Annotated in this window: 21 protein-coding genes, 3 tRNA genes and 1 pseudogene; 10 read left to right on the forward strand and 15 right to left on the reverse strand. The window is 72.1% G+C overall.

All coding sequences use genetic code 11. From position 1 onward, the window contains the following. The first annotated feature begins 148 nt into the window (after positions 1-148). The 3 genes from QCD66_RS27860 (at position 149) to QCD66_RS27870 (ending at position 2,070) form a co-directional block, all read left to right on the forward strand. Positions 149-1,129 carry a helix-turn-helix domain-containing protein gene (locus tag QCD66_RS27860; RefSeq protein WP_364222151.1) on the forward strand — a complete coding sequence of 327 codons (981 nt, stop codon included), beginning with the start codon at positions 149-151 and terminating at the stop codon, positions 1,127-1,129. A gap of 101 nt (positions 1,130-1,230) precedes the next feature. Next, on the forward strand, positions 1,231-1,665 hold the full coding sequence (locus QCD66_RS27865) for a hypothetical protein (protein WP_364222148.1): 435 nt from the start codon (positions 1,231-1,233) through the stop codon (positions 1,663-1,665). A gap of 57 nt (positions 1,666-1,722) precedes the next feature. Continuing rightward, complete coding sequence (locus QCD66_RS27870; protein WP_375735002.1) at positions 1,723-2,070, forward strand: hypothetical protein; 348 nt, start codon at positions 1,723-1,725, stop codon at positions 2,068-2,070. A 227-nt stretch (positions 2,071-2,297) separates the two neighbouring features. Here the strand turns inward: QCD66_RS27870 and QCD66_RS27875 are convergent. The 3 genes from QCD66_RS27875 to QCD66_RS27885 all read right to left on the reverse strand — a co-directional run bounded on the left by QCD66_RS27875 (position 2,298) and on the right by QCD66_RS27885 (position 2,561). Further along, positions 2,298-2,372: transfer RNA gene (locus tag QCD66_RS27875), tRNA-Val, on the reverse strand. Positions 2,373-2,384: 12 nt separating this feature from the next. Further along, positions 2,385-2,455: transfer RNA gene (locus tag QCD66_RS27880), tRNA-Cys, on the reverse strand. A gap of 33 nt (positions 2,456-2,488) precedes the next feature. Beyond that, a tRNA-Gly gene (locus QCD66_RS27885) sits at positions 2,489-2,561 on the reverse strand. A 318-nt stretch (positions 2,562-2,879) separates the two neighbouring features. On the opposite strand from QCD66_RS27885, the gene QCD66_RS27890 reads away from it, so the two are divergent. Beyond that, positions 2,880-3,485, forward strand: coding sequence for a TetR/AcrR family transcriptional regulator (locus QCD66_RS27890; RefSeq protein WP_357536213.1), 606 nt, complete (start codon positions 2,880-2,882; stop codon positions 3,483-3,485). 145 nt (positions 3,486-3,630) lie between these two features. On the opposite strand, the gene QCD66_RS27895 is transcribed toward QCD66_RS27890, so the two are convergent. Both QCD66_RS27895 and QCD66_RS27900 read right to left on the reverse strand, forming a co-directional pair. After that, the gene (locus QCD66_RS27895) at positions 3,631-3,969 is read right to left on the reverse strand and encodes a DUF952 domain-containing protein (protein WP_364207669.1); all 339 of its coding nucleotides are present in this window, start codon (positions 3,967-3,969) and stop codon (positions 3,631-3,633) included. Positions 3,970-4,162: 193 nt separating this feature from the next. After that, positions 4,163-5,020 carry a PmoA family protein gene (locus QCD66_RS27900; protein ID WP_375735001.1) on the reverse strand — a complete coding sequence of 286 codons (858 nt, stop codon included), beginning with the start codon at positions 5,018-5,020 and terminating at the stop codon, positions 4,163-4,165. A 141-nt stretch (positions 5,021-5,161) separates the two neighbouring features. Between QCD66_RS27900 and QCD66_RS27905 the strand changes: the two genes are divergently transcribed. Further along, positions 5,162-5,836 (forward strand): methyltransferase, encoded by a 675-nt coding sequence (locus QCD66_RS27905; RefSeq protein ID WP_375735000.1) that lies wholly within the window; start codon positions 5,162-5,164, stop codon positions 5,834-5,836. A gap of 1 nt (position 5,837) precedes the next feature. Beyond that, complete coding sequence (locus tag QCD66_RS27910; RefSeq protein WP_375735031.1) at positions 5,838-7,052, forward strand: cytochrome P450; 1,215 nt, start codon at positions 5,838-5,840, stop codon at positions 7,050-7,052. Position 7,053: 1 nt separating this feature from the next. Here the strand turns inward: QCD66_RS27910 and bioD are convergent, their stop codons facing one another. Then, positions 7,054-7,797, reverse strand: coding sequence for a dethiobiotin synthase (gene bioD, locus QCD66_RS27915; RefSeq protein WP_364207675.1), 744 nt, complete (start codon positions 7,795-7,797; stop codon positions 7,054-7,056). Between the two features lie 70 nt (positions 7,798-7,867). Further along, entirely contained in the window at positions 7,868-9,004 is a 1,137-nt protein-coding gene (locus tag QCD66_RS27920) for an aminotransferase class I/II-fold pyridoxal phosphate-dependent enzyme (RefSeq protein WP_407566852.1), read from the reverse strand. A 53-nt stretch (positions 9,005-9,057) separates the two neighbouring features. On the opposite strand from QCD66_RS27920, the gene bioB reads away from it, so the two are divergent. Continuing rightward, positions 9,058-10,053 (forward strand): biotin synthase BioB, encoded by a 996-nt coding sequence (gene bioB, locus QCD66_RS27925; RefSeq protein ID WP_375735879.1) that lies wholly within the window; start codon positions 9,058-9,060, stop codon positions 10,051-10,053. Positions 10,054-10,055: 2 nt separating this feature from the next. Further along, positions 10,056-10,253, forward strand: a pseudogene (locus tag QCD66_RS27930) (hypothetical protein); the annotation flags it as partial. A 424-nt stretch (positions 10,254-10,677) separates the two neighbouring features. Here QCD66_RS27930 and QCD66_RS27935 read toward each other — a convergent pair. Further along, a complete protein-coding gene (locus tag QCD66_RS27935) occupies positions 10,678-13,035 on the reverse strand; it encodes a glycoside hydrolase family 9 protein (protein ID WP_407567261.1) in 2,358 nt (785 codons plus the stop codon). A gap of 409 nt (positions 13,036-13,444) precedes the next feature. Here QCD66_RS27935 and QCD66_RS27940 point away from each other — a divergent pair, with 409 nt between their 5' ends. After that, on the forward strand, positions 13,445-14,779 hold the full coding sequence (locus QCD66_RS27940; RefSeq protein ID WP_364207683.1) for a hypothetical protein: 1,335 nt from the start codon (positions 13,445-13,447) through the stop codon (positions 14,777-14,779). 231 nt (positions 14,780-15,010) lie between these two features. Beyond that, entirely contained in the window at positions 15,011-16,561 is a 1,551-nt protein-coding gene (locus QCD66_RS27945) for an aldehyde dehydrogenase family protein (RefSeq protein ID WP_375735878.1), read from the forward strand. 129 nt (positions 16,562-16,690) lie between these two features. Here the strand turns inward: QCD66_RS27945 and QCD66_RS27950 are convergent, their stop codons facing one another. The 7 genes from QCD66_RS27950 to QCD66_RS27980 all read right to left on the reverse strand — a co-directional run bounded on the left by QCD66_RS27950 (position 16,691) and on the right by QCD66_RS27980 (position 24,890). Beyond that, positions 16,691-17,770, reverse strand: a complete 1,080-nt coding sequence (locus QCD66_RS27950) for a GNAT family N-acetyltransferase (protein ID WP_375735877.1) — start codon at positions 17,768-17,770, stop codon at positions 16,691-16,693. A gap of 121 nt (positions 17,771-17,891) precedes the next feature. Further along, a complete protein-coding gene (locus QCD66_RS27955; protein WP_364207688.1) occupies positions 17,892-18,629 on the reverse strand; it encodes an amino acid-binding protein in 738 nt (245 codons plus the stop codon). 429 nt (positions 18,630-19,058) lie between these two features. Beyond that, on the reverse strand, positions 19,059-20,105 hold the full coding sequence (locus QCD66_RS27960; protein WP_364207690.1) for a LacI family DNA-binding transcriptional regulator: 1,047 nt from the start codon (positions 20,103-20,105) through the stop codon (positions 19,059-19,061). Positions 20,106-20,189: 84 nt separating this feature from the next. Next, positions 20,190-21,617, reverse strand: coding sequence for a GH1 family beta-glucosidase (locus tag QCD66_RS27965; protein ID WP_375735876.1), 1,428 nt, complete (start codon positions 21,615-21,617; stop codon positions 20,190-20,192). Further along, on the reverse strand, positions 21,614-22,516 hold the full coding sequence (locus QCD66_RS27970) for a carbohydrate ABC transporter permease (protein WP_357536190.1): 903 nt from the start codon (positions 22,514-22,516) through the stop codon (positions 21,614-21,616). The genes QCD66_RS27965 and QCD66_RS27970 overlap by 4 nt, the downstream gene beginning before the upstream one ends. Before the next feature lie 10 nt (positions 22,517-22,526). Further along, positions 22,527-23,510: a sugar ABC transporter permease gene (locus QCD66_RS27975; protein WP_357536188.1), complete on the reverse strand. Its 984-nt coding sequence runs from the start codon at positions 23,508-23,510 to the stop codon at positions 22,527-22,529. A gap of 72 nt (positions 23,511-23,582) precedes the next feature. Then, on the reverse strand, positions 23,583-24,890 hold the full coding sequence (locus tag QCD66_RS27980; RefSeq protein ID WP_364207694.1) for an extracellular solute-binding protein: 1,308 nt from the start codon (positions 24,888-24,890) through the stop codon (positions 23,583-23,585). Positions 24,891-24,957: the final 67 nt, after the last annotated feature.

Raw genomic sequence — 24,957 nt, forward strand, 5'->3', positions numbered from 1 at the left:
GCCTCGGGTGATCCCCTCGTGGGCTTCACGGGCGTGTGGCGGTCCGAAGCGGTCTCTCCCAGGGCACGACCCTTTTCGATGCCTTCGGTCAGCCGCTGGACGGGTGAAATTGGATGGGCCCGCCCAGGTTGGCCATTATGGTTGGTCGATGGACGTTGTCAGCACTGCCGACGTCTCGCCGGGCGACCGGTTCGCCTTCTGGCGCGAGGTCAGCGCGAAGCTCTGGGTACCGTACGACCTGGCCCGGGAACGGCAGGCGGAAGCCGGATTCGAGGCGCGGGTCGGCATCAGCGAGTTCGGCCCACTGCAGGCGACCTTGATGACGACGATGGCACACTCGGTGCGCCGCACACCCCGGCTGATCCGGCAGGCCGACCCGGAAGTGTTCAAGGTGAGCTGCATGATCAGTGGCAGCGGCACGCTGACGCAGGACGGTAGACGCGCGGAGTTCGGCGCCGGCGATCTCGTTCTCTACGACACCTCGCGTCCGTACCTGGCCGAACTCCGGCCGGACGATTCGGCGAGCCGGATGCTGCTCCTGCGGTTCCCACGGGCTCTGCTGCCGTTTCCTCCCCAGGAAGTGCGTGAACTGAGCGCCGTCCGCATTTCCGGCGCCCACGGCATCGGCGCGATGTCGTCGCGTTTCCTGCTGCAGCTCGCCGCCCAGATGGACGAACTGACCCCGGCCGAGACCGCACGGCTGGCCACCCTGACGCTCGACGTGCTGATCACGGCATTGGCCGACGCGCTGGACACCCAGAAGGTCATCCCCGCGGACATCCGCCGGCGGGCGCTGACCGCCCGCATCCACGCCTTCATCCGCGACCATCTCGGCAACCCGGACCTGACCCCGAACGTGATCGCCGCGGCGCACCACATCTCCGTGCGCTACCTCCACAAGCTGTTCCAGCAGGAGGAGCACACCGTCGCCGGTTGGATCCGCGAACAGCGCCTCGAACGGTGCCGACGCGACCTCGCCGAACCCCGGCTCGCCGCCCGCACAATCAACACGATCGCCGCCCGGTGGGGATTCACCAGCGCCGCGCATTTCAGCCAGGCGTTCCGCGCCCGCTACAGCCAATCGCCCACCGAGTTTCGCCAGCAGCTGCCGACCGTGCACGGAGACTAAACACCTGTGCGCCCAGCCACAACGACAGGTGCGGATGCGACGGGCAGTCTCGTCTCAGGAGAGTCGGCTTATCCGAAGCGACAGCGCTGAGAGGGGAAATCATGCGCCCGTGGGCAAGGAAACTCTACGGGGCCACCGCCGCGGCCCTGGTCCTCGCCATGCCGCCCGTCATGTCCGGCCCGGCGCAGGCGGCCGACGTGGCCTACAACCGGAAGAACCAACAGCTGACCGCCACGCCGAGCAGCGGGATGCCGATCGCACTGGTCAGCCGCGAGATCACGCTCGAGGACGGCACCTACGGTTGGTGGAACTTCCCCACCTCGGCACCATGCCAGACGTACACCGGCCGCATCCTGCCCGGCACGTACACCTGGACGGATCAACTCTGGCCCGGGGTCCCCAGCGCCGGAACCTACCGGCACCACAGCTACCTCACCGAGAACAACGGCGGCTGGTCGTACCACATCCAATGTGACTTCCAGCTGTCCGCCACCGGTTCGTACAGCTGGGGCAGCGGCCTCGATCCCCACTTCTGACACCGCGTCCACCGGTACGGCTGAACTCACAGTTCCGTCACGTGAAAGGAGATCCACATGAGACTCGTACGAATCTCGATCGCCGCCGCCATGTTGGGCAGCGCCGCCGCGCTGGCGATCGCCGCTCCGGCCCAAGCATCCTGCCCGCAGGGGATCGCCAGCTTCGAGCCGCAGGTCAACGGCACGTTCGCCGGGACCGGCATCAACATCCGCACCGGGCCCGGCTCCGACTGCACCTCACGCGGCCACGGTCAGCCCGGTCAGACCGCGACGTTCCGCTGCTGGACGATCGGGCACGACGGCGCCCGCTGGACCTACCTGCACAACCGTGCAACCGGCGTGTCGGGCTGGTCCCGAAGCGACCTGCTCTCCGGCGGAGGCGCTACGGTCTCGTGCGGTATCTGAGGCCAGCCGCGCACCGGCATCAGATCCAGCAGGTCATCACCCCGATCACGGCGCCGGCGCCTGTCGGAGCCCGGGTGATTCGATCGTCATGTCCCCACCATGCGTTCAACGCACCGAGCCCGACACGGCCGGATCATCTAGATGATCTTACCTCAACGTAAGGACCACAACGGGAACGGCTCGTTACCGAACTTTCGGTAACGAGCCGTTTGACCTGCTCATACACATGGTGGGCGATACTGGGTTTGAACCAGTGACCTCTTCCGTGTCAAGGAAGCGCGCTCCCACTGCGCCAATCGCCCTCGCTCTTGCCGAGGTGGAGACGGGATTTGAACCCGTGTACACGGCTTTGCAGGCCGTTGCCTCGCCTCTCGGCCACTCCACCGAGGTAGCCCCCGACTGTGGCGGCATATCTCCGAGCGGACGACGGGATTCGAACCCGCGACCCTCACCTTGGCAAGGTGATGCGCTACCAGCTGCGCTACGTCCGCGTACTGCAGGTCTTGCTGACTTCTGTTCTTGCCTGTCTCCGCTGTTTCCCGGTGACGGATGAGAACTTTAGCCGAGCCTGCCGGCAAGTGCCAACTCGGGTCCCCCTCGGCGCGCCGCCGCCACCGTGATCCACAAAGCCGCAGGTCATGGACTTGGCGTTTCAGTCAGGCCGAGCACACCCCACAGGCATCCTAGGAACCTGGGTTGGGAGATGGAAGGAAAAAACCTGGCACGGGCGGGCTCCGGCTGACTGTTCCCTCAACCAAGTGAAGATGATGTGACACAACATGGTGACATCCATGGATTAACGTGACCGCGTGACGAGACGTTCGGCGGAGTTACGCCTCGAGTCGCTGCTAAGCGTCGCCTGCGATGTGATCGCCGAACGCGGCCTGGCCAACACCCGGACCGCCGACGTCGCCAAGGCGGCCGGCGTCAGCCAGGCACTGGTCTTCTACCACTTCGCGACCAAGGAGCGGCTGCTCTCCCAGGCGTTCGCGTACGCGGCCGAGCAGGACCTGGCCCGGGTCGACGCGCTGCTGCGCTCCGGCACCGGCCCGCTCGAGAAGCTGAAGAAGCTGCTGCGGTTCTACACACCGTCCGGCGGCCGGTCCAAGAGCTGGACGCTGTGGATCGACGGCTGGGCCGAGGCCCTGCGCAGCCCCGAGTTGGAAAAGGTGTCCCGCCGGCTCGACCTGCGCTGGAAGGAAGCGCTGACCGAGGTGATCGCGGCCGGAGCGGCCGACGGGACCTTCACCTGCCCCGACCCCGGCGGCGCGGCATGGCGGATCATCGCGCTGGTCGACGGCCTGGCCGTGCAGGTCACCGTGCACGAGCGGGTGGTCGCCCGGCGGCAGGTCACCGAATGGGTGCGGCTGTCGGCCGCACGCGAACTGGGCATCGACCCGGGCCAGCTCGCCTGAGCCGGGCCGCCGGCCGGTAGTGCCCGAAAGCGCCTCAGCCGGCTTCAGGCCCGCCTGAGGGCGGCTCAGCCGTCCCAGGCCCGCCTGACGGCAGGCTCAGCCAACCAGGCCCGCCCGTCAGCCAATTGGGCCGTCTGACGGCGGCTCAGCCGATCAGCGCGGCCACCGCGTCCGGCACCGGCACGTCCCCGGGTACGTCCTCGGCCCGTACCACCGCGTCGACCGGCAGCGGCGCGTACAGGTGCGGGAAGAGCGCCCCGCCCCGGGACGGCTCCCAGCGCAAATCGGCACCGAGCCGCCCGGGATCGACGGTCAGCAGGACGAGCCCACGCTGGCCGGCGAAGTGCCGGGCGGCCGTCTCGACGACCTGGTCCCGGCCGGAGAGGTGGACGTACCCGTCCCGCCGGTCCACCGCCGACCCCGGGTAACTCCCCCGCGCGCGGGCCTCGGCCCATTCGGCGGCGGCGAGCAGCTTGTAGATCACCCCGCGACACTAACCCGCCCGCTGCCCGCCCCGGCCCGCCGGCGCTCGCGCTGATCAGGGAGAACTGAAGCGACAACCCGAACGAACCAGGCACGCCTTCTCCTTGATCCGCGCGCCGACCGACGCGCCGACCGACGCGCCCGACCGACGCGTCGCCCGGCGCGCCCGATCGACGCGCCGGGCGACGTGGCGATCAACGTGACGACGGGGTCAGGGGGAGGTCGTGCACCTGGTCGCGGGTCAGGGTGCCGTCGGCGACCAGGACACGGTGGTGGCGGCTGACCGCGTCGCCGGCCGGGACCGGCAACGTGCGCTCGAAGGCCAGCGCGACACACACCCCCGGGTAGATCCCGGTCCGTACGAACCAGTGGTCGCCGTCGCCGAGCCCGGCGAAGACCAGGCTGTACGGCGCACCGTCGGCTCCCCGCCCGGTGAGCGCGAGCCACGGTTCGGTGCTGCCGTTGACGGTCTCCTCCCCGTCGGCGCCGGCGGTGAAGGTCTGCGGGGTGCCGGGGGCGATCCGCCAGAAGAAGCCGCCGTAGCCGGCGCCGCCGGGACGGCCGTTGGTGGCCGGGCTGCCCAGCGAGATGTCCCGGCCGGCGGGGGCGGTCAGCGTGTAGGCGATGTCGAGGGCGTACGTGCCGGCGCGACCGACCTCGCTGACGGCGACGGTGCGTTCCTCGACGAGGAGGGTGTCGCCGGCCGGGTCGAGCCAGCGCAGCCGCTGCGCGAACCCGTCGGGGCGGCGCTCGTGCCAGGTGTCGTGGACGATCCGGCCGTGGTCGTCGAGCCAGGTGTAGCCGGCGTCGCGGACGTAGGTGCGCCCGCCCCACAGGTTGGTGCCGGAGACGTCCTGCATGGCGACGCTGACCCCGAGGTGCCAGCGGTGGTCCTCGGGCAGCGTGTCGGTGACCGGGACGCCGGCGAGGGTACGGACCGGGTGCAGGTGCGGCCGGGGCGACCAGCGCGGGTCGATGTCCGGGGCGAGGACGTAGTCGGCGACGGTGCTGCCGCGCACCTGAAGGCGTACCGGGTCGGGGTGGTCGGTCATCGTGCCTCCGCTCGGGTGGGCGGGCCGGGAAAGCCCTTGCCCCACGGGTTTGCGACAGCGTATCGAGCTTCGTCGGTCGGCGGGAGCCGCCGGTTCGGCCCTCCGCCCCCGGCGTCGTCGGCGGTCGGGCAGAATCGCCGCGTGTCCGACAACCCGGCGGCGTTCGTCCGCGCCTACGCCCGGCTGGCCCCCGTGCCGTTCGTACCCGAGATCAGCCTGCACCAGGCCGACGAGCCGATCGGGTTGTGGGAGCTGACCGAGGGCGAGTTCCGCAGCGAGCAGCCGCCGCCGTTCTGGGCGTTCGCCTGGGCCGGCGGGCAGGCGCTGGCCCGCTACGTACTCGACCATCCCGAGGTGGTGGCGGGCCGGCGGGTGCTGGACCTGGCCTCCGGGTCCGGCCTGGTCGCGGTGGTCGCGGCCCAGGCCGGGGCGGCCCACGTACGGTCGGTCGACGTCGACCCGTTCGCCGGGGCGGCGGCGACGCTCAACGCGGCGGCCAACGGCGTGACCGTCGCCGCCGAGACCGCCGACCTGCTCGACGGCGACGCCGGGGACGCCGAGGTGGTGCTGGTCGGCGACGCGTTCTACAGCCAGGCGATGGCGGACCGGATGTTCGGCTTCCTGCGCCGGGCGGTGAAGGTCGGGGCGCGGGTGCTGGTCGGTGACCCGGACCGGGCGTTCCTGCCCCGCCGGCTGCTGCGGCCGCTGGCCGCGTACGACGTGCCGGTGCCGCCGGCGCTGGAGAGCGTACGGGTCAAGCACACGACGATCTGGGAACTGCCCGGCCCGGCGGGCGGCGGCAGACCGGCCGGCTAGCCTGTCCGACGTGCTGTTGCGCAGTTGGGAGGCGCCCCCGGGGACCGGTGCCGACGTCACGACGGTCGCCGACCACGCCGGCGTGACGCATCTCGTGGTGACCCGGCACGCGCTGGTCCGGCAGGTTCTCGCCGACCCCGGCACGTTCCGCCCCGACAACGCCCTGGACGCGGTCACGCCGGTGCCGGTGGCGGCGCTGCGGGTCCTGGCCCGGCACCGGTTCCGGCTGCCGCCGACGCTGGCCAACAACGGCGGCCCCAGCCATCCGGCGATCCGGGCGATCGTCGCCGACGCGCTGCACCCGACCCGGGTCGACGCCCAGCGGGCGTGGCTGACCGCCGTCGTACGCGGCCGGGTCGGCCTGCTCGGGGCCGCGCTCGACCGGGGCGACCCCGTCGACCTGTACGCCGGTCTCGCCGCCGACCTGCCGTTGCTGGTGCTCGCCCGGCTCGTCGACCTGCCGGCCGGCGGCGACGCGAATGGTGACGGAACCGAGGTCGCCGCGGTCAAGGAGTTCGCCCGCTGCGCGCTGGAACTCTTCTGGGCGCCGGTCGACCCGGACCGGCAGCTCGCGCTGGCGTCGACGGTGGGCCGGTTCCACGCCGTACTGCGGGAGTTCGCGGCGACCGGCGGCGGGCTCGCCGCCGACCTGCGGGCCGCCGGCCACCCGCCGGACGTGGTCGTCGGGGCGCTGTTCTTCCTGCTGGTCGCCGGTCAGGAGACGACGTCGCAGTTCCTGACCCTGCTGCTGCACCGGCTGGCCGGCGAACCGGCCGTCCTCGACGGCCTGCGCGCCGGCACCGTCGACGTCGCGGCCGTCGTCGAGGAGGGACTGCGTCTCGACCCGCCGATCGTCACCTGGCGCCGGGTCGCCGCCCGGGACACGACGCTCGGCGGGGTCGCGGTGCCGGCCGGTACAAGCGTCGTGCTGTGGCTGGCCCGCGCCGGCCGGGACCCGGCCGTGGTCGCCGAACCGGACACGTTCCGGCCCGGGCAGCGGGGCTCCCGCCGGCACCTGGCGTTCGGGGCGGGCGCGCACCGGTGCGTCGGCGCGCAACTGGCCCGGATGGAGGCGTCCGTGGTCGTCGCCGAGGCCAACGGCCTGCTACGCGACGTGACCGTCGTACGGGCGCCGTGGTGCCCGGACAACCTGTCGTTCCGGATGCCGGACAGCTTCGTGGTCCGCCGTACCGTGGCCGTCGCCCGGGCCGCCTGACCTACTGCTCGTCGGCCCAGGTGCGCCAGTCGTCGAGCACCCCGTAAAGGGCCGGGGTGAGCCAGCCGGGCGCCGACCGCTGGAACACGCCCGGGTCCATCGTCCCGGCACCGTCCGGCAGCGCCCCGAGCAGATGCGGGACGAGTTCGGTGAAGTTCGCCCAGTGCACGAGCTGCGGCTCGGCCGGCCAGGCGCCGACCACCACGCCGGCCGGGATGCCGCGCCGCTCCAGCGCCTCCAGCGTCAGCGCGGTGTGGTTGAGCGTGCCGAGACCGGCCCGGGTCACCACGACCGCGGGCGCGCCGAGCGACACCGCCAGGTCGGCGACCGTCCACGCCTCGCCCGACGGCCGCAGACCCATCGGTACGAGCAGACCGCCGGCCCCCTCGACGAGCACCAGGTCGTGTTCCTTGGCGATGTCGCGTACGGCGTCGACGGCCGTGTACAGCTCCAGCGGTTCGAGCGAGGCGACCCGGGCGGCGGCCAGCGGGGCCAGCGGGTCGGGATAGTTCGCCAGGGTACGGGTCGTCGTCGGGGCGCCCAGCCGGGCGACGGTGTCCTCGTCGGCCGGCGCGCCGGTGGCCGTACCGGTCTGGCCGGGCTTGACCATGGCGACGGTGAGGCCGGCGGCGCGGGCGCAGGCGGCGATCGCCGCGGTGACCACGGTCTTGCCGACGTCGGTGTCGGTGCCGGTGACCAGGACCGGCCCCCGCCAGCCGAGCTCGCTCTCACTACCTTCGCTCACGGCGTCACCTCGCTCCGCTCGGCACCACCGTGTAACCCCCTGAACCAAACGGCTCGCTCACTACGTTCGCTCACGGTGCGCACTCCACGACGATGTCGAGGGCCCGGTCGAAGTCGGTGCGGGGCACGCCCGCGTTGACGGTCAGCCGCAGCCGCGACCGGGTGTCCGGTGTGGATGGTGGACGGAAGCAGCCGACCGCGACGTCGCGGTCGAGGCAGGCGGCGGCCCAGGCGACCGCCGCCTCCGGGCCGGGTGCGGTGATCGAGAGGACGCCGCCGGCGGGGTCGGAGACGGCCAGGCCGGCGGCCCGCAGCCGGCGTACGGCGGTGGCGGCCCGGTCGGCGAGTTCGGCGCGCAGGCCGTCGCCGGCCCGGGCCAGCCGGGCGGCGGCGAGCACCCCGGCGGCGACCGCGGGCGGTAGCGCGGTGTCGTAGACGAAGGTGCGGCCGGTGTCGACCAGGTGCCGGATCAGCGGTTGCGGGCCGGCGACCACACCGCCGGCACCGCCGAGCGCCTTCGACAGGGTGGCGGTGACCACGACGTCGGGCCGGCCGGCGAGTCCGGCGGCGGCGACGGCCCCGGCGCCGGCCGGTCCGGTGACGCCGAGGGCGTGGGCGTCGTCGACGAGCAGCAGCGCCTCGTGCCGGCTGGTCACCGCGTACAGGTCGCGCAGTGGGGCCAGGTCGCCGTCGACGGAGAAGACCGACTCGGTGACGACGACGGCGGGCCGGCCGGGTGCGGCGGCCAGCGCGGCGTCGACGGCGGCCGGGTCGGCGTGCGGGGTCACCACGGTCTGCGCGCCGGACAGGCGGGCACCGTCGATCAGCGAGGCGTGGTTGTGGGCGTCGCAGACGAGCAGGGTGCGTGGGCGGACCAGGGCCCGGATCGCGCCGAGGTTGGCCAGGTAGCCCGACGAGTAGACCAGGGTGGCCCCGGTGCCGAGCCAGTCGGCGAGGGTCGCCTCGAGGATCGCGTGCAGGTCGGTGGAGCCGCGGACCAGCCGGGAGCCGGTCGCGCCGAGGCCGTACCCGGTCAGAGCGGCGCCGGCGGCGGCGGTGACGGTCGGGTGGCGGGCGAGTCCGAGGTAGTCGTTTCCGGCGAGGTCGACCACGGAGTCGGTGCCGGCGCGCGGGCGCAGCCGGCGGGTCAGTCCGGCCTTGGCGCGCAGCTCGGCGCGGCGGTCGAGCGCCGCCAGCCAGCCGCTCACTGATCACTCCCCACGTGGTGTCCGGGCAGAAGGACGCCTTGTAGGGTACGACCATGCCAGAGATCCTCGACCGCGCCCGCACCCAGGTGCTCGACGGCGGTGTCGGCCTCGACGAGGCCGGCGTCCTCGAAATCCTGCGGCTGCCCGACGAGCACCTGTCGGCGGCCCTGCAACTGGCGCACGACGTACGGATGCGTTGGTGCGGTCCGGAGGTCGAGGTCGAGGGGATCGTGTCGCTGAAGACCGGCGGCTGCCCGGAGGACTGCCACTTCTGCTCGCAGTCGGGGCTGTTCGCCTCGCCGGTGCGCTCGGTGTGGCTGGACATCCCGTCGCTGGTGGAGGCGGCACGGCAGACGGCGGCGACGGGGGCGACCGAGTTCTGCATCGTGGCGGCCGTACGTGGCCCGGACGCGCGGCTGATGAAGCAGATGCGCGAGGGGGTCGCGGCGATCCGCGAGGCGGTCGACATCCAGGTCGCGGCGTCGCTGGGGATGCTCACCAAGGACCAGGTCGACGAGCTGGTCGAGATGGGCGTGCACCGCTACAACCACAACCTGGAGACCTGCCGGTCGTACTTCCCCAACGTCGTCACCACCCACTCCTGGGAGGAGCGGTGGGAGACCTTGACCATGGTGCGCGCCTCCGGCATGGAGGTGTGCTGCGGCGGCATCCTGGGGCTCGGCGAGTCGGTCGAGCAGCGGGCCGAGTTCGCGGCGCAGCTGGCCGAACTCGACCCGCACGAGGTGCCGCTGAACTTCCTCAACCCGCGTCCCGGCACCCCGCTGGGTGACCGGCCGGTGGTCGAGGCCCGCGACGCGCTGCGCGCGATCGCCGCGTTCCGGCTGGCGATGCCGCGCACGATCCTGCGGTACGCCGGCGGCCGTGAGATCACCCTCGGTGATCTGGGTACGCGGGACGGCCTGCTGGGCGGCATCAACGCGGTGATCGTCGGCAACTATCTGACGACGCTGGGCCGGCCGGCGACCGCCGACCTGGCGTTGCTCGACGACCTGAAGATGCCGGTCAAGGCGCTCTCCCAGACGCTGTGACGACGACGGTGCCGGCGACCTGGTGCGACCGCTGCGGCGAGGTGGCGGGCGAGGGCGACCACGCGGCGTGCGTGGCGGCCCGCGAGCTGGAACCGCCGCGTTACTGCCCGGCGTGCCGCCGGCGGATGAAGGTCCAGATCCTCCCGGCGGGTTGGTCCGCGGTCTGCGTGGAGCACGGCCGACGCACCCCGCCCTCATAGTCCGCGCCCCCTCATGATCCGCGTGATCAGGGACTGAATCGCGCGTGTCTCCGGCGTGGCGAGGTACACGCTCCCTGATCACCCGGATCACGCGGACCGGAGCGCCGGCCGGGACGCGGACCGGAGCGCCGGCCGGGACCCGGGCCGGGGTGGCGCTGGCGCTGGCGCTGGCGCGATCAAGGGGAAAGCGTGCCCGCCTTGCCCCGGTTCGTCGGACGACTTGTCCTTGATCGACGCTCGATGCGCGGCGGACGGGCGGGCAGGCGGCACGGCCGCTCGATGCGCGGCGGGCGGCGGAACGGCGCGCTCCCGGGGTGCCCCGCCCGCCGCCCCGTTGGGCGGCACGGCGGGCGGGGCGGGTGGCACGGTGTCCGTCGGGCCGGCTCCGGATGGGTGGGAACGGCCGCCCGGAGCCGGCGCGCGATCAGGACACCGTGCAGGCGGTGCCGTTGAGGGTGAAGACGGACGGCTTCGGGTTGCTGCCGCCGTGCTCGGCGTTGAAGCCGAAGGAGGTCGAGCCGCCCGGGGCGAGGGTGCCGTTCCAGCCCGCGTTGGTGGCGGTCACCTGCGCGCCGGACTGGGTCACCGTCGCCGACCAGGACTGGGTGACCCGCTGCGCCGCGGTCGGGAACGTCCACCGCAGCGTCCAGCCGCTGATCGTCGTACCGCCGGTGTTGCGCACCGTGACGGTGCCGGTGAACCCGCTGTTCCAGTCGTTGGTGCCGTAGCTGACGTCGCACGATCCGGCCGGCGGCGGCGTCGTGGGTGGCGGGGTCGTGGGTGGCGGGGTCGTGGGCGGCGGGGTGGTCGGGGGCGGAGTCGTGGGCGGCGGGGTCGTCGGGGGCGGCGTGGTGGGCGGCGGGGTGGTGCCGGGTTCGTCGCCCCAGATCCGGGTACCGGCCTCGTAGAGGGTCACCCTGCGGTTCGGCCCGGCCGTCGGCTGGTACGACGGGTCGTTGGCCGGGTTCCAGGTGCCACCCTCCGGTACGCCGATCTTGAACTGGACCTCCATCCGGTGCGCCGACTGGCCGGCCGGCGCGATGGTGTACCCGGTGCAGTCGATCTCGACGTACCAGACGTCGCCGCTGAACTGGCGGGCGGTGGTCGGGGACGGGCAGCCCTGGGTGTAGCCGGGCGTGACGGTGACCGGTCCGGTGCCGTCGGGCCGGAAGTAGTAGCGGAACTTCGAGGTCTTGAGAGCGCGGGCCGGGAACGCCGACTTGTTGTAGACGATCGCCTTGATCCCGGTCGCCCGCGGCTCGGCCTGCATGACCGTGGTCTCGACGGTGACCTCGTCGATGTCCGGGCTCTCCGGTTGCGGGAAGTTCGGCAGCGGGGTGCCGCCGTACTGGGACGTCAGCCGGGCCAGCGCGGACGTGAAGCCGGCGTTGTAGTCGGTGGCGACCTCGTTCATGACGTAGTCGCCGCGGTCGTCGCGGTAGGCGTCGTCGGGCGAGGACGGCCCGCCGACCAGTGCCCCGTAGAGGACGTGCCGGGTCTCGACCGGCACCGTCTGGCTGTCCCACCAGGAGCCGTGTGCGGTGCGGTGGTGCGGGTTCTTCGGCGGGTTGGCGCCGAAGCCGATCACGTAGCTGGAGTTGCGCGGGTTGGCGCCGAGCGCGTAGTTGATCTGCCGGACGGCGAAGTCGTGGTAGCGGGTCTTGCGGGTCGCGTCGGTGGTCTTGTCGCTGTAGACCAGCGCCGCGAACGCGGTGTTGGCGGCGTAGCGCAGGGCGCCCCAGGTGTCCAGGACGGCCATGCCGCCGGGCGAGGTGCGGACCTTCTCGCCGTTCACACCGACGGTCCAGTAGTCGAGCCAGCGGTTGGCGTCGTCGACGTACTTCTGCCGGCCGGTCAGGTTGGCCAGCAGGACGTACGCCCCGAACTGCTTGTTGTCCCAGGCCAGCGTCCACTTGTAGGAGCGGGTACTGGTCTGCGGCTCGGTGCCGAGGCGGTCGTACTCGGTCTCGGCCTTGGTCAGGTAGGCGGCCTCACCGGTGGCCCGGTGCAGCCAGATCGCGCCCCAGACGAGTTCGTCCTGGTAGCCGCTCCACGACCGGTAGAAGCTCGTCGCGTCGGTGATGCACTCGTGGTAGGACTTCCGGACCGTGTCGGCGAAGGTGTAGAGCTGGCGGGCGTGGCCGACCAGGGTGTTGGCGTACGCGGCGTCGGTGGGCCGGAAGACCATGGAGCTGGCCGCCATGGCGGCGGCGGTCTCGGCGGCCAGGTCGGCGCCGCCGCAGCTGGCGTCGATCTTGTACGCCGGGCGGGCCATCGGCATCACCTCGGCCGGTCCCCACCACTTGTGGTCGTCGTCGCCCTTGCCGACCTGCCCGTAGAGCACGTTCGGGGCGGGGTGCGCCTTGATGAAGTAGTCGTTGACGAAGCGCAGGTTGTTGAGCAGGTGCGGGAGCTGGCCGGAGGCGACGTAGCCGGCGCGGTACTCCACCGCGCCCCAGGCGAGCATTGTGGCGCTGAACGCCATCGGGAAGCCGAACTTGACGTGGTCGCCGGCGTCGTACCAGCCGCCGGTGAGGTCGAGTCCGGCGTCGGCGCCGTCGGTGAGCGCCGAGTCGCCGCGCCAGGAGACCCGGTTCCAGTCCGGCAGCGGGCCGGACTGCTGGGCCTCGTAGAACAGCAGGGACTTCTGCAGGGCCTCGGCGTAGTTGTAGGCCGGGGCGGCGGTGGCCGGTGCCGGGTTGGTCGCCGTGACGACGAGGGCGGCCGCCACGGCCACGGCGGCCGCCGTGGCGACGGCGACCCCGGCGGTCGGCCGCGGCACGGTGCCGCGGGCGGGGACGGTGGCCGGCGGGTCGTGCCGGTGGCGGGACCGCCACCGGCCGAGGGGCCGTTCACCTCGGCCTTTCAGCCAGGCCGGCCCGAAGGTTGGGCGCACTAGACTTGCTCCTGTCCGTGGAGCCGCACGCGGCGACGCGCAGCGGAGGACACCTGGGGCGGATGTGGGCGCATCCGCCCCTCTTCCGTGGCACGACCGGGTGGCGGTGGCGGGTGGGGGTGCTCCCGGCCGACCGCCGCCCGTCATCCGTTCGGGCGACGGAGGTCCGTTCGACTGGCTCATGGTCGGGGACCAGGACCGGCCGGGAGCGCTCCCATGGATCCTGGACAATGTAACCGGGAGATTGTGGGTTTGTGAAGAACCCCCGGTGGCGGGACAGGTCTACGGTGCCGGAGTGGACCGAACACCTCCCCCGGAACGCCGCACCCCCACCGGCCCGGGCCGGCCACGATGGGCGGTCGCCGCTCTCGTCGCACTGGTCGCGGCCGTCGCCACGCTGGCCGGCACCGTGCTGGTGGTCCGGCTCCACGCCCGCAGCCCGCTGGACCGCTCCGACCGGGCGGTGGCCGCCGACGCGCTGCCCCGCCTGGAGTTCCTGCGCCGGGCCATCGACGACAGGGCCGCGCAGCGGATGCAGCAACTCTTCCCGGAGGGTTACTTCTTCCTGTACGTCCTCTACGGACTGTCCTGGCTCGACGTCGGCGACCGCGATCCGGCCCGGCGCGACGAGGCACTGCGGGAGGCGCGGCGGGCCCTGGACGCGCTCGACTCCGACGCCGGGCGGGCTCCGTTCAGCCCCACCCTCGACCCGCCGTACGGCGTCTTCCACGCCGGCTGGAGCGGCTGGCTGCGCGGCGGCGTGGTACGGCTGGCCGGCGGCCCGACGGCAGCGCCGTACGACGCCGAGCGGCTCGCCGCCGACGTCGGCGCGCTGGCCGGGGCGTTCGAGACGCGGCTGGCCGCCACCGGTTCGCCGTTCCTGACCGCCTATCCGGGGCAGGCGTGGCCGGTCGACAGCGCGGTCGGGATCGCCGCCGTACGGCTGGCCGACCACCTGGCCGGCACCGACACGTACGGCGGGCTGCTGGCCCGCTGGCGTACCGCCGCCGACGCCCGGCGCGATCCGGCGACCGGACTGCTGGCCCACCGGGTCGACCCGGAGACCGGCTTCCCGGTGGAGGGCGCGCGGGCGACCTCGCAGACCGTGGCGCTGCGGTTCCTGCGGGAGGTCTATCCCCAGGACGCGACCCGCGACTGGGTCCGCTTCCGCGACCTGTTCGCCTCGACCACCTTCTGGGCCCCGGGGGTACGCGAGCACCCGCGCGGCACCGACCTGCCCGGTGACGTCGACTCCGGGCCGCTGATCCTTGGCATGTCGGCATCGGCGAGCGTGGTGGCACTGGGCGACGCGGTGCTGTTCGGCGACCGGCGTACCGCGGCGGCGCTGTCCGGGCTGGCCGAGACCACCGGGTTCGCGGTCGAGAGCGGTGGGCAGCGGCGCTATCTGGGTGGCCTGCTGCCGGTCGGCGACGCGTTCCTGGTGTGGTCGCTGACCGCCGGCGGCTGGATCGTGCCGGCGGCGGAGACGACCGCGCCGCAGGGCGGGCCGGGACCGTGGTGGCGGCTGCCGTGGCTCGTCGGGTTGCTCGCCGTGGTGCCGCCGTGGTGGTTGCTGCTCGTAGTGACACTGCGCCCGATCCTCGTCAAGGGAAAGCGCTTTCCAGTTTAGTGAGATGCATCGCATCATCTATGATCTTGGATTGATTTTCGGCATCACCCCAGCTTAGAGAGCGCATGGCGGCGATCCATTCGGCATGATCGAGAGTTGGCATCGGCCAATCCGTCCTGGTATACGGGCGTACGGTTGCCGCTGCTCTTCGTGACCGGCACAGTACGGCCTAGATCAGCGGTGCCACCGAAGCCGCCGCCAACTCTGGTCACACCTCACGAGGAGACTGCGATGGCCTTGCGCCTTGCCGACGGCACCGCATGGGCGGACACCCTCGCCCGTGCCGCTGCCGCCGCCCCCGAGGCATTCGACGGCGACACCCTGCGCAACCTGGTCGAGGGGTCCTGGAAGTCGTCCGGCACCCCGACCCCGGTCCGCACCCCGATCGACAACACCGTCCTGGTCAACCTGCCCCGGCTCGACGGCGAGTCGGCCCGGGCCGCCGTGGCGTTCGCCGCCGCCGAGCACCGTGACTGGGCCGCCACCCCGCTCGCCGAGCGCAAGGCCCGGGTCACCGAGGCCCTCGACGAACTGACCGTCAACCGCGACCTGCTCGCCATGCTGCTGGTCTGGGAGATCGGCAAGCCGTGGCGGCTGGCCTGCGCCGACGTCGACCGGGCGCTCGACGGCGTCCGCTGGTACGTCGAGGAGATCGACCGGATGCTCGCCGACGGCCGCGAACCGCTGCCCGGCCCGGTCAGCAACATCGCCAGCTGGAACTACCCGATGAGCGTGCTCGTCCACGCCGAACTCGTGCAACTGCTGGCCGGCAACGCCGTCATCGCCAAGACCCCGTCGCAGGGCGGCGCGGTCTGCCTGTCCGTCGCCCACGCCCTGATGCGCCGCGCCGGGCTGCCCGCCACCCTGCTCTCCGGCAGCGGCGAGGAACTGTCCGAGGTGCTGGTCCGGGCCCCCGAGATCGGCGCGGTCGCGTTCGTCGGCGGCCGCTCCAACGGCGGCAAGGTCGCCGCGGCACTGCTCGACTCCGACAAGCGGCACTTCATCGAGCAGGAGGGCCTCAACGCCTGGGGCATCTGGGAGTTCTCCCAGTGGGACATGCTGGCCAAGCACCTGAAGAAGGGCTTCGAGTACGGCAAGCAGCGGTGCACCGCCTACCCGCGCTTCGTCGTACAGCGGGAACTGGTCGACCAGTTCCTCGACATGTACCTGCCCGTCGTCCGGTCGGTCCGCTTCGGACACCCGCTCGCCGTCGGCGACGACTGGACGTCCGGCGACCCGCTGCCGGAACTCGACTTCGGACCGCTGATCAGCGGCGCCAAGGCCGAGGAGCTGCGCCGCAAGGTCGACGAGGCCGTCAAGGGCGGTGCGGTGCCGCTCTACCGGGGCCGGCTCGACGGGGCGCCGTTCCTGGACGGGCAGGACACCTCCGCGTACGTGGCACCGGCGGTGCTGCTCGCCCCGCCCGGCCGGTCGCGGCTGATGCACGCCGAGCCGTTCGGCCCCGTCGACACGATCGTCGTCGTGGACACCGAGGACGAACTGCTCGCCGCCATGAACGCCTCCAACGGTGCCCTGGTCGCCAGCCTCGCCTGCGACGACGAGGACAAGGCGGCGAAGCTCGCCGTCGACCTCCAGGCGTTCAAGGTCGGGATCAACAAGCCGCGCTCGCGCGGCGACCGCGAGGAGCCGTTCGGCGGCCGGGGCGCGTCGTGGAAGGGCGCGTTCGTCGGCGGCGACCTGCTGGTGGAGGCGGTGACCGTGGGTGCGGGCGACCGGCTCTACGGCAACTTCCCCGAATACAGCCGCTACCCGACGACCTGAGAAAACAGGGGGTTCCCTCCTTCCCGCCGTCCCACGGGAAGGAGGGAACCCCCTTTTCTTACACACCCCAGAAAGGTCCACCGGTGGCCCGGCCCTGCACCAGAAACCGGGCCACCGAGTCGTGCCCCGCTAGGCCGCCCCGGCGGCAGCGGGAGTCGTGGTCCGCCCGGCGGCCGCCCGGGCCACCAGCGGCATCGTGACGCTCACCAGGTCGCCGTCGCGGTCGACCGGCCCCGGCCGGCCCATCCGGGCCACCGTGCGCAGCAGCGCGACGTTGTCGGCGTGGCCGTACGCGACCAGCGCCGCGAACCCGGCCCGGCCCGCGTTCGTGACCAGCCGGCGCAGCAGCGCCGTGCCCAGGCCGCGGCGCTGCCAGGCGTCCTCGACCAGGACCGCCACCTCGCCGACGCGGCCCTCGGCGACCATGCTCGCCATGGCCACGACCCGCTCCCCCTCGCCGCCGGCCGCACCGCGGGTGGTCGCCACCAGGGTCACGCCGTGCGCCGGGTCGAGCAGCCGGCCCAGCCGGGCCGGTGACGGGGCGCCGCCGGTCAGGTAGCGGCGGTGCAGGGCGCCGGCCGAGCAGCGGTCGTGCATCGCCGCCAGCGCACCGGCGTCGTCCGGCGTGGCCGGCCGGACCGTCACCTCCGATCCGTCGACCAGGACCACGGTGACCAGTTCGTCGGTGCGCCGGGTGATCGACGACGCCAGCTCGACCAGGGCCTGTGCGCGGGCGTACTCGGCCGGGGTGAACACCGGCGCGTCCCGCCGGATCTCGTAGCAGCCGCCGGCCGGATCGGGCAGGCCCAACACCGTGTCGGTGAAGCCGGCACGGGCCCGGCCGGGCGTCGGCCGCCAGGTGACGGCGGTGGCGCCGAGCAGACTCCGCAGCAGCTCGCCGAGGCATTCCGGGTCGCGGACCAGCCGGGCCGCCAGCCCGAGCGCCCGGGTCGGCTGGTCGGCCAGCCCCTGCGCCTCGGCCCGGGTCACCCAGGCGTCCCGGCCCCGGCCCCGCTCGACGGCGGCGAGCAGGTCGGCCTCGTCGAGGGTGTCCGGGGCGTCGACGAGGAAATCGTCGACCGCGCCCGCCTCGGTCGTGTGCACCTGGACGGCGAGGATGTTGACCGACCGCAGGGCGAGACTCGCGGCCAGCACGGACAGGTATCCCGGCCGGTCGTCGACCGTCGCCCGGATCCGCCACAGCGCCATGATCTGCTCCTTTCGCCGGGGTTGCCGCCGGGACCACCGGTCCCGCCGCCCGCACCTCCTACAGTGCGGGCCGGCTGTTTCCCTCAGATTGCCCGGCGGTGACTTCTCCCGACCGGAAAACTCACGACTGCGTGACGGCCGGTGGCGCGGTCACCAGGTCGAGGCGGTCGCCGAGGATGACCGCGGCCGCCCGGACCAGCTGGGCGATCCGGTCGACCTCGGTGACGTGGAACGCCGCCGCCGGCAGCCCTTCGCCGTCGACCCGGGTCAGCATCAGCACCAGGCCGGCGCGACCGAACGGGGCGACCGCGTAACGGGTGCCGACCGGACCGTCCATCGACCGGGCCCGCAGCGGGGTCACCTCCGGCAACACCAGCGGTACGGGAGCCCGCCAGCTCGCGTACGCGACCGCGGGCTCGCCGCCGCCCGTCCCGTTCCCCTCGGTCGGGCGCGGCCCGGAGCCGCTGCGGGCGGCCCAGTCCGCCGGTACGACCGCCGCGGCCGCCCAGTCGGCGGCCAGCAGCCCGGGTACGGCGTCGACCAGGGTGGCGAGCCCGTCGGCGGGGTTCGCGGCGACCTGGGCCAGCAGTTCGGCGTCCTGGCCGCCGGTGGTCGGCGCGCCGATCGCCCGCCACACCCCGTCGACCTGCACGCCGGGGATCGCGGCGAGGCCGGCGAGCAGCCGGTCGACGCGGGAGGCACCCGACCAGACGACGGTGAAGTCGTCGACGGCCCGGCCGCCCAGCCGCTCCAGCACCACGACCTGGACGATGTCGGCGCCGGCGACGCCCAGCGTGCGCGCCACCTGACCGAGCGCTCCCGGCCGGTCCGGCAGGGTGACCCGAACCCTCAGCAACATCTCAGCCCTTCCTCTCGGCGGTCCCGGCGCAGGACGACGCCGGCACTCGCGATCCAAAGCCTGCCGGGTGGGCGTTTCGCCCCTGTTGCCGTGCCATGACCCGGCAGCAACAGCCCAACTCTGACGCGACGGCCGATCCGGTATCACCCGTTCAGGGGAGCACGACACGGTGTCGCCGCGCCTCCCACTCTGCCCCGCACACACGCCGCTTGCCCCGGGTTCCTCGGAACCGCAGGTGCCCCGCCGCCGTCCCGTCCCGCACCCCCGGCCCTGGCGACCCTCCCGGCCCGTTGATCAAGGAGAAGGCGTGCCTGTTTCGGGTCGATTCGCCGGAACACTTGTCCTAGATCGACGCGCGCCTCCGGCGCGGGCGCCGCACCCCGCGCCGCGCGCACGGCAGGGCGCTCGCGCGGCGGGGCGGGGCGGGGGTCAGGCGGAGGCGCGGGGGATAAGGTGGGCGTCGAGGAGGACGTACGGCTGTGCCAGCTCCTCGCGGCGGATCCGCGCGACCAGCAGCCGGGCCATCTGCCGGCCCATCTCCTCCACCGGCTGGTGCACAGTGGTCAGCGGCGGGTCGGACTGGCGCGCGATCGGCGCGTCCTCGAACCCGACGACGGCGACGTCCTCGGGAACCCGCCGGCCGGCCTCGCGCAGCGCCCGCAGCGCCCCGCAGGCCATCAGGTCCGACGCCACGAACACCGCGTCGATGTCGGCGTCCAACTCCAGCAGCCGGCGCATCGCCGACGCCCCGCTGGCCTCGCTGAAGTCGCCGTACGCGATCAGGGTGTCGTCGACCCGGCGGCCGCCGGCCTCGACGGCCGTGCGGTAGCCGGTGAGCCGGGCCACGCCGACGCCCATGTCCTGTGGGCCGGCGATGGTGGCGACCCGGGTCCGGCCGTCGGCGAAGAGGTATTCGACGGCCTGCCGGGCGCCGCCGGCGTTGTCGACGTCGACGAAGTACGACCCCTGGGCGCCCGGCTGGAGCATCCGCGCCGGCCGGCCGCCGAGCACGGTCGGCAGCCCGCGCTGCTCCAGCAGGGTCGGCAGCGGGTCGGAGTCGTGCAGCGACAGCAGCAGCACGCCGTCGACGTGCTGGCTGGTCAGGTGGTGCTCGACCCGTTCCCGCTCGGCCGGCGACTGGGCCATCGCCAGCCAGAGCTGCATCGGGGTCTCCAGCAGCCCGGAACTGATTCCGCGCACGATCCCGGCGAAGAACGGCTCGCCGAAGACGCGTTCCTCGGACTCGGAGACGACCAGCGCCACCGAGTCGGTCCGCTGGGTGACCAGGGCGCGGGCGGCCCGGTTGGGCACGTAGCCGAGTTCGGCGATGGCCTGCTGCACCGCGGCCCGGGCCTCCGGGCTGACCTGCGGCGAGCCGTTGACGACCCGGGAGACCGTGCCCCGGCCGACCCCGGCGCGGGCGGCGACCGCGTCGAGGGTTGGCCGCCCGAGCGAGCGGGTGCGCTGGGTTGTCATCGTCTGCTCCTCCGACGTCCGACGGGCCGGCGCCGCCCCGGGTGGGGGCGGCGCCGGTCGCCTCTGGTGCTGGCCGATCTCGCCCTATTGTGCGGCCAGCCCGTTACGTCGGATCACTTCGGCGTACCACCTGGCGCTCGACTTGGGAATCCGCAACTGGCTGTCGTAGTCGACGTGGATCATGCCGAACCGCTTCGTGTATCCCCAGGCCCATTCGAAATTATCCATCAGCGACCAGGCGAAGTAGCCGCGAAGCGGCACACCGGCCTCGATCGCCTCGTGGCAGGCGCGCAGGTGGGCGTCGAAGTAGGCGAGCCGTTCCGGGTCGTCGACCCGGCCGTCGACCACCCGGTCGACGAACGCGGAGCCGTTCTCGGTGACGTACAGCGGCACCTCGGGGTATTCGTCGTGGACCCGGCGCAGGATCTCGACCAGGCCGGGCGCGTCGATCTCCCAGTCCATGTCGGTGACCGGGTAGCCACGGGTGACGAAGCGCACGTCCTCGCTGCCCGGCCAGGACGACGGCGCCCGCCAGTACGGCTCGGGTTCGGCGCCCTCGACCGGGGCGGCGACCACGTGCCGGCTGTAGTAGTTGACGCCGAGCACCGACAGCGGGGTGCCGATGACGGCGAGGTCGCCGTCGTGCACGTGCTCGAACCCGGTGACGTCCCGCAGGTCCTCGATCAAGTCGGCGGGGTACTCGCCGCGCAGGATCGGGTCCAGGAAGATCCGGTTGGCGAGGCCGTCGATCCGGCGGGCGGCGTCCAGGTCGCCGGGCGCGTCGGTCTGCGGCGTGACCGGGTAGAGGTTGACCGTCACCCCGAGGTCGTGGTCGGGCCGGGCGGCCCGGATCGCCTGTACGGCGAGCCCGTGGCCGAGCATCAGGTGGTGTGCGGCGCGTACGGCGTCGCCGCCGTCGCTGCGGCCCGGGGCGTGCGCGCCGGAGCCGTACCCGAGGAAGGCCGAGCACCACGGCTCGTTGAGCGTGGTCCAGTAGCGGACCCGGTCGCCGAGGGCGGCGTGGGTGAGCGCGGCGTAGTCGGCGAACCGGGCCGCGGTGTCGCGGACCGGCCAGCCGCCGGCGTCCTCCAGCGGTTGCGGCAGGTCCCAGTGGTAGAGGGTCAGCCACGGCTCGATCTCGTTCTCCAGCAGCTCGTCGACGAGCCGCCGGTAGAAGTCCAGCCCCTCCTGGTTGGCCGGGCCGCTGCCGCCCGGCTGGACCCGCGGCCAGGCGACCGAGAACCGGTACGACTTCAGCCCGAGGTCGGCCATCAGCCGTACGTCGTCGCGGAACCGGTGGTAGTGGTCGCAGGCGACGTCGCCGGTGTGCCCGTGCAGCACCTTGCCCGGGGTGCGGCTGAAGGTGTCCCAGATCGACGGGGTGCGGCCACCCTCGGCCGCCGCGCCCTCGATCTGGAAGGCCGCGGTGGCGGCCCCCCAGAGGAAGTCGGGCGGGAAGGTCACCCGCTCGTCGAGCAGCGGGATGGTCTGCGGGTCAGCGGGCTTGGTCACGACTTGACGGCGCCTTCCATGATGCCGCCGATGATCTGGCGGCCGAAGAGGATGAACACGATGAAGAGCGGGAGCGTCGCGATCAACGTACCCGCGAAGATCTGCGAGTTGTCGGCGAAGTACGCCGAGTTCAGCGTACGGAGGGAGATCTGCACGGTCGGGTTGGCCGGATCGGCGAGCACCACGAACGGCCAGAAGAACTGGTTCCACTGCTCCATGAAGGTGAGCAGGCCGAGTACGGCGGCGGCCGGGCGCAGGGCCGGTGCCACGACGTGCCAGTAGATCCGCCAGGTGGAGCAGCCGTCGACCCGGGCGGCCTCGATCAGCTCGTTGGGTACGGCCTGTTCGGCGTACTGGCGCATCATGAAGATCCCGAAGCCGCCGATCAGGAACGGCACGATGACCGAGGGCATCCGGTTGAGCCACTCCAGTTCGGCCATCAGGATGTAGAGCGGCAGCACGCCGAGCTGGATCGGCACCATCATCGAGGCCAGGATGACCAGCAGCATCGCGTTCTTGCCGCGGAACTTCAGCTTGGCGAAGGCGAACCCGGCCAGCGAGCCGAAGAAGACGGTGGCGACGGTGATGGTGCCGGACACCAGGAACGAGTTGAGCAGACCGGTGAGGATGTTGGCGTCGGTGTTGGACAGCACCCGTTCGACGTTCTCGCCGAGCTTGCCGCCGGGCAGGAACGGCGGTGGCCAGGCGTTCGCGGCGTCGTTCGTCCGCGACGCGATGACGATCATCCAGTAGAACGGGAACAGCGACAGGATCACACCGGCGACCAGGCCGATCCAGGTCAGCGGGGTGGCTCTGAAGAGCTTCTCGCCGGCGGAGCCGTGGTCGGCGGGCTTCTTGCGGCGGTTGGATACGGGCGGGCGCACCATGGTCGTGGTCATCGCGGATGCCTCACTTGTCCGAGCTGATTCGACGGGCGAGCAGGTAGTTGACGACCGACATGAACGCGATGAGCAGGAAGAGGACGAGCGCGACCGCGCCGGCGTACCCCCAGCGGAAGCGCTGGTTCATCACGTCGAGCAGGTACATGGTGATCGTCTGGAACTGGCCCTGGGAGCCGCCCGAAAGGCCGCCCGAACCGCTGGTGAACAGCAGCGGCTCGGTGAAGAGCTGCAGGCCGCCGATGGTCGAGATGATCAGCGTGAAGATGATCGTCGGACGTAGCTGCGGGATCGTGATCGACCAGAACTGCCGGATCCGGGACGCGCCGTCGAGCGACGCGGCCTCGTACATGTCCTTGGAGATCGACTGCATGGCGGCCAGGTAGATCAGCGCGTTGTAGCCGATCCACCGCCAGTCGACCATCGTGGAGATCGCGAACCAGGAGGCGAAGCGGTTGGCGCGCCAGTCGATCGGATCGATGCCGACCAGGTCGAGCGCCCAGTTGACCAGGCCGAAGTCCCGGGAGTAGATCATTGAGAAGATGAGCGCCACGACGGCGGTGGACGTGATGATCGGCATGGCGATCGCCATCCGGAAGAAGGTCTGGCCCTTGATCCGGCGGTTGAGGGCGTTGGCCAGCATCAGCGCGAGCAGAAGCTGCGGGACGGTCGACATGATGAACATGCCGAACGTGTTGAGGACCGCGTTCCAGAACTGGGGGTCGTTCGTGAGCAGCTCGACGAAGTTGTCCAGGCCGACGAACGAGATCGTGGTGTTCAGCGGCGACCGGTCGGTCAGCGCGATCCAGACCGTGTAGACGATCGGGTACGCGCCGAAGATCGCGAAGATCACGAAGAACGGCAGCACGTAGAGGTACGGCGAATACTTCAGGTCCAGCCGGGTCAGCGAGCGGCGGCGCTCGCGGTCCGGCTTCGGCTCTGCCCGGCGGCCGCGCGACCGGGCCGGGGAAGCCGTGTCGAAATCCAGGCTCATGGATCCTCCAACTGGGAGTGGACGCGGCGTCGGGGCGACGCCGACGGCGTCGCCCCGACCCTCTGCGGCCGGTTACTTACCGGCGGCCGCACCGTTCTTGACCGCGTCCTGCCAGGCCGCGTCGGGCGCCTGGCCCTGCTCGACGGCGCGCAGCGCGTTCTCCACCGCGGTCCGCACGGCCTGGTTCTTCGGGCCGAGGTAGACCGGCTTCAGCTCGGTGGCACCGGCGGCGAAGATGGTGCCGGTCGGCGCGTTGTTGAAGTAGTCGTTGGTCGCGGAGGCGACCGCCGCGTCCGTCAGGGCCTGCGGCGACGACGGCAGGTTGCCGACCTTCTTGAACGCCTCGACCTGGCCCTTGGCGCTGCTCAGGAACTTGGCCAGCTCGACGGCCTCCTTCTGGTGCTTGCTCGACTTCGGCACGCCGAGGAACGAGCCGCCCCAGTTGCCGCCGTTGCCGGGGGCCTTGGCGATGTCCCACTTGCCGGCCGCGGCGTCACCGGCCTGGCCCTTGATGACACCGGTCATCCAGGCGGGGCAGGCGATGGTGGCGAAGGTCGCGTTCTTGAAGCCGGCGTTCCACTCGTTGGAGAACGACTGGAGGTTGTTGGACAGCCCGGCCTGGATCATCTTGGTGGTCAGGTTGAACGAGGTCCGGACGTCGGGGTTGCTTTCCAGGACCAGGTTGTTGCTCTTGTCGTAGTAGGTGTAGCCGGTGCCGGCGCCGGCGACCTGGCTCAGCACCACGTTGAAGAAGTTGGTCGCGGCGTCGACGAACTTGTTCTTCTTGTCGGCGGCGGCGAACTTCGTGCCGGTCGCGATGAACTCGTCCCAGGTCGGCCAGAGCTTGGCGACCTCTTCGCGGTCGGTCGGCAGGCCGGCGGCCTGGAACAGGTCGGTGCGGTAGCAGATCGCCATCGAGCCGACGTCGGTGCCGAGGCCGAGCACCTTGCCGTCCGGAGTGCTGCCCTGCTCCCACTTCCACGGCAGGAAGTTGCCCTTGAGGTCGTTCGCGCCGTGGTCGGCCAGGTTCACGAACTTGTCGGCCTGGGCGTAGAACTGCACGATCGTGCCCTCTTCGATGGCGACCACGTCGCCCGCGCCGGCACCGGCGGTGATCTGCTGGGTCAGGCGGGTGTTGTAGTCACCCAGGCCCAGGCCCTTGCCGCGCTCCTGGATCTTGATGTTGGGGTTGTCGGCCTGGTACTGCTCGTACAGGGCCTCGTATCCGAATCCCTGGTCGCCGAAGACGTCGACGATCAGCGTGATGGGCTCGTTCGGGTCGGCCGAGTCCGAGTCGTTGCCGCAGGCGGTCGCGGCGAAGACCGCGACGGACGCGAGTGCGGCAGCCGCGATCCGCCGACGGCGGGGCGTGACGATCATCCTGACCCCTCTCAGGTCGTGATGTCTTTCTTGGTGGTGGGGGATCTCTCCGCACACGGAACTCGGT

This window comes from Polymorphospora sp. A560 (assembly GCF_045781765.1).
Lineage (GTDB): Bacteria > Actinomycetota > Actinomycetes > Mycobacteriales > Micromonosporaceae > Polymorphospora > Polymorphospora lycopeni.

What these genes read in the sequence shown, in the direction of transcription:
- QCD66_RS27860 (WP_364222151.1), top strand. Translation starts at nt 149, where the DNA reads ATGGACGTTGTCAGCACTGCCGACGTCTCGCCGGGCGACCGGTTCGCC.
- QCD66_RS27865 (WP_364222148.1), top strand. Translation starts at nt 1,231, where the DNA reads ATGCGCCCGTGGGCAAGGAAACTCTACGGGGCCACCGCCGCGGCCCTG.
- QCD66_RS27870 (WP_375735002.1), top strand. Translation starts at nt 1,723, where the DNA reads ATGAGACTCGTACGAATCTCGATCGCCGCCGCCATGTTGGGCAGCGCC.
- QCD66_RS27900 (WP_375735001.1), bottom strand. Translation starts at nt 5,020, where the DNA reads ATGACCGACCACCCCGACCCGGTACGCCTTCAGGTGCGCGGCAGCACC.
- bioB (WP_375735879.1), top strand. Translation starts at nt 9,058, where the DNA reads ATGCCAGAGATCCTCGACCGCGCCCGCACCCAGGTGCTCGACGGCGGT.
- QCD66_RS27945 (WP_375735878.1), top strand. Translation starts at nt 15,011, where the DNA reads ATGGCCTTGCGCCTTGCCGACGGCACCGCATGGGCGGACACCCTCGCC.
- QCD66_RS27950 (WP_375735877.1), bottom strand. Translation starts at nt 17,770, where the DNA reads ATGGCGCTGTGGCGGATCCGGGCGACGGTCGACGACCGGCCGGGATAC.
- QCD66_RS27955 (WP_364207688.1), bottom strand. Translation starts at nt 18,629, where the DNA reads ATGTTGCTGAGGGTTCGGGTCACCCTGCCGGACCGGCCGGGAGCGCTC.
- QCD66_RS27960 (WP_364207690.1), bottom strand. Translation starts at nt 20,105, where the DNA reads ATGACAACCCAGCGCACCCGCTCGCTCGGGCGGCCAACCCTCGACGCG.
- QCD66_RS27970 (WP_357536190.1), bottom strand. Translation starts at nt 22,516, where the DNA reads ATGACCACGACCATGGTGCGCCCGCCCGTATCCAACCGCCGCAAGAAG.
- QCD66_RS27975 (WP_357536188.1), bottom strand. Translation starts at nt 23,510, where the DNA reads ATGAGCCTGGATTTCGACACGGCTTCCCCGGCCCGGTCGCGCGGCCGC.
- QCD66_RS27980 (WP_364207694.1), bottom strand. Translation starts at nt 24,890, where the DNA reads ATGATCGTCACGCCCCGCCGTCGGCGGATCGCGGCTGCCGCACTCGCG.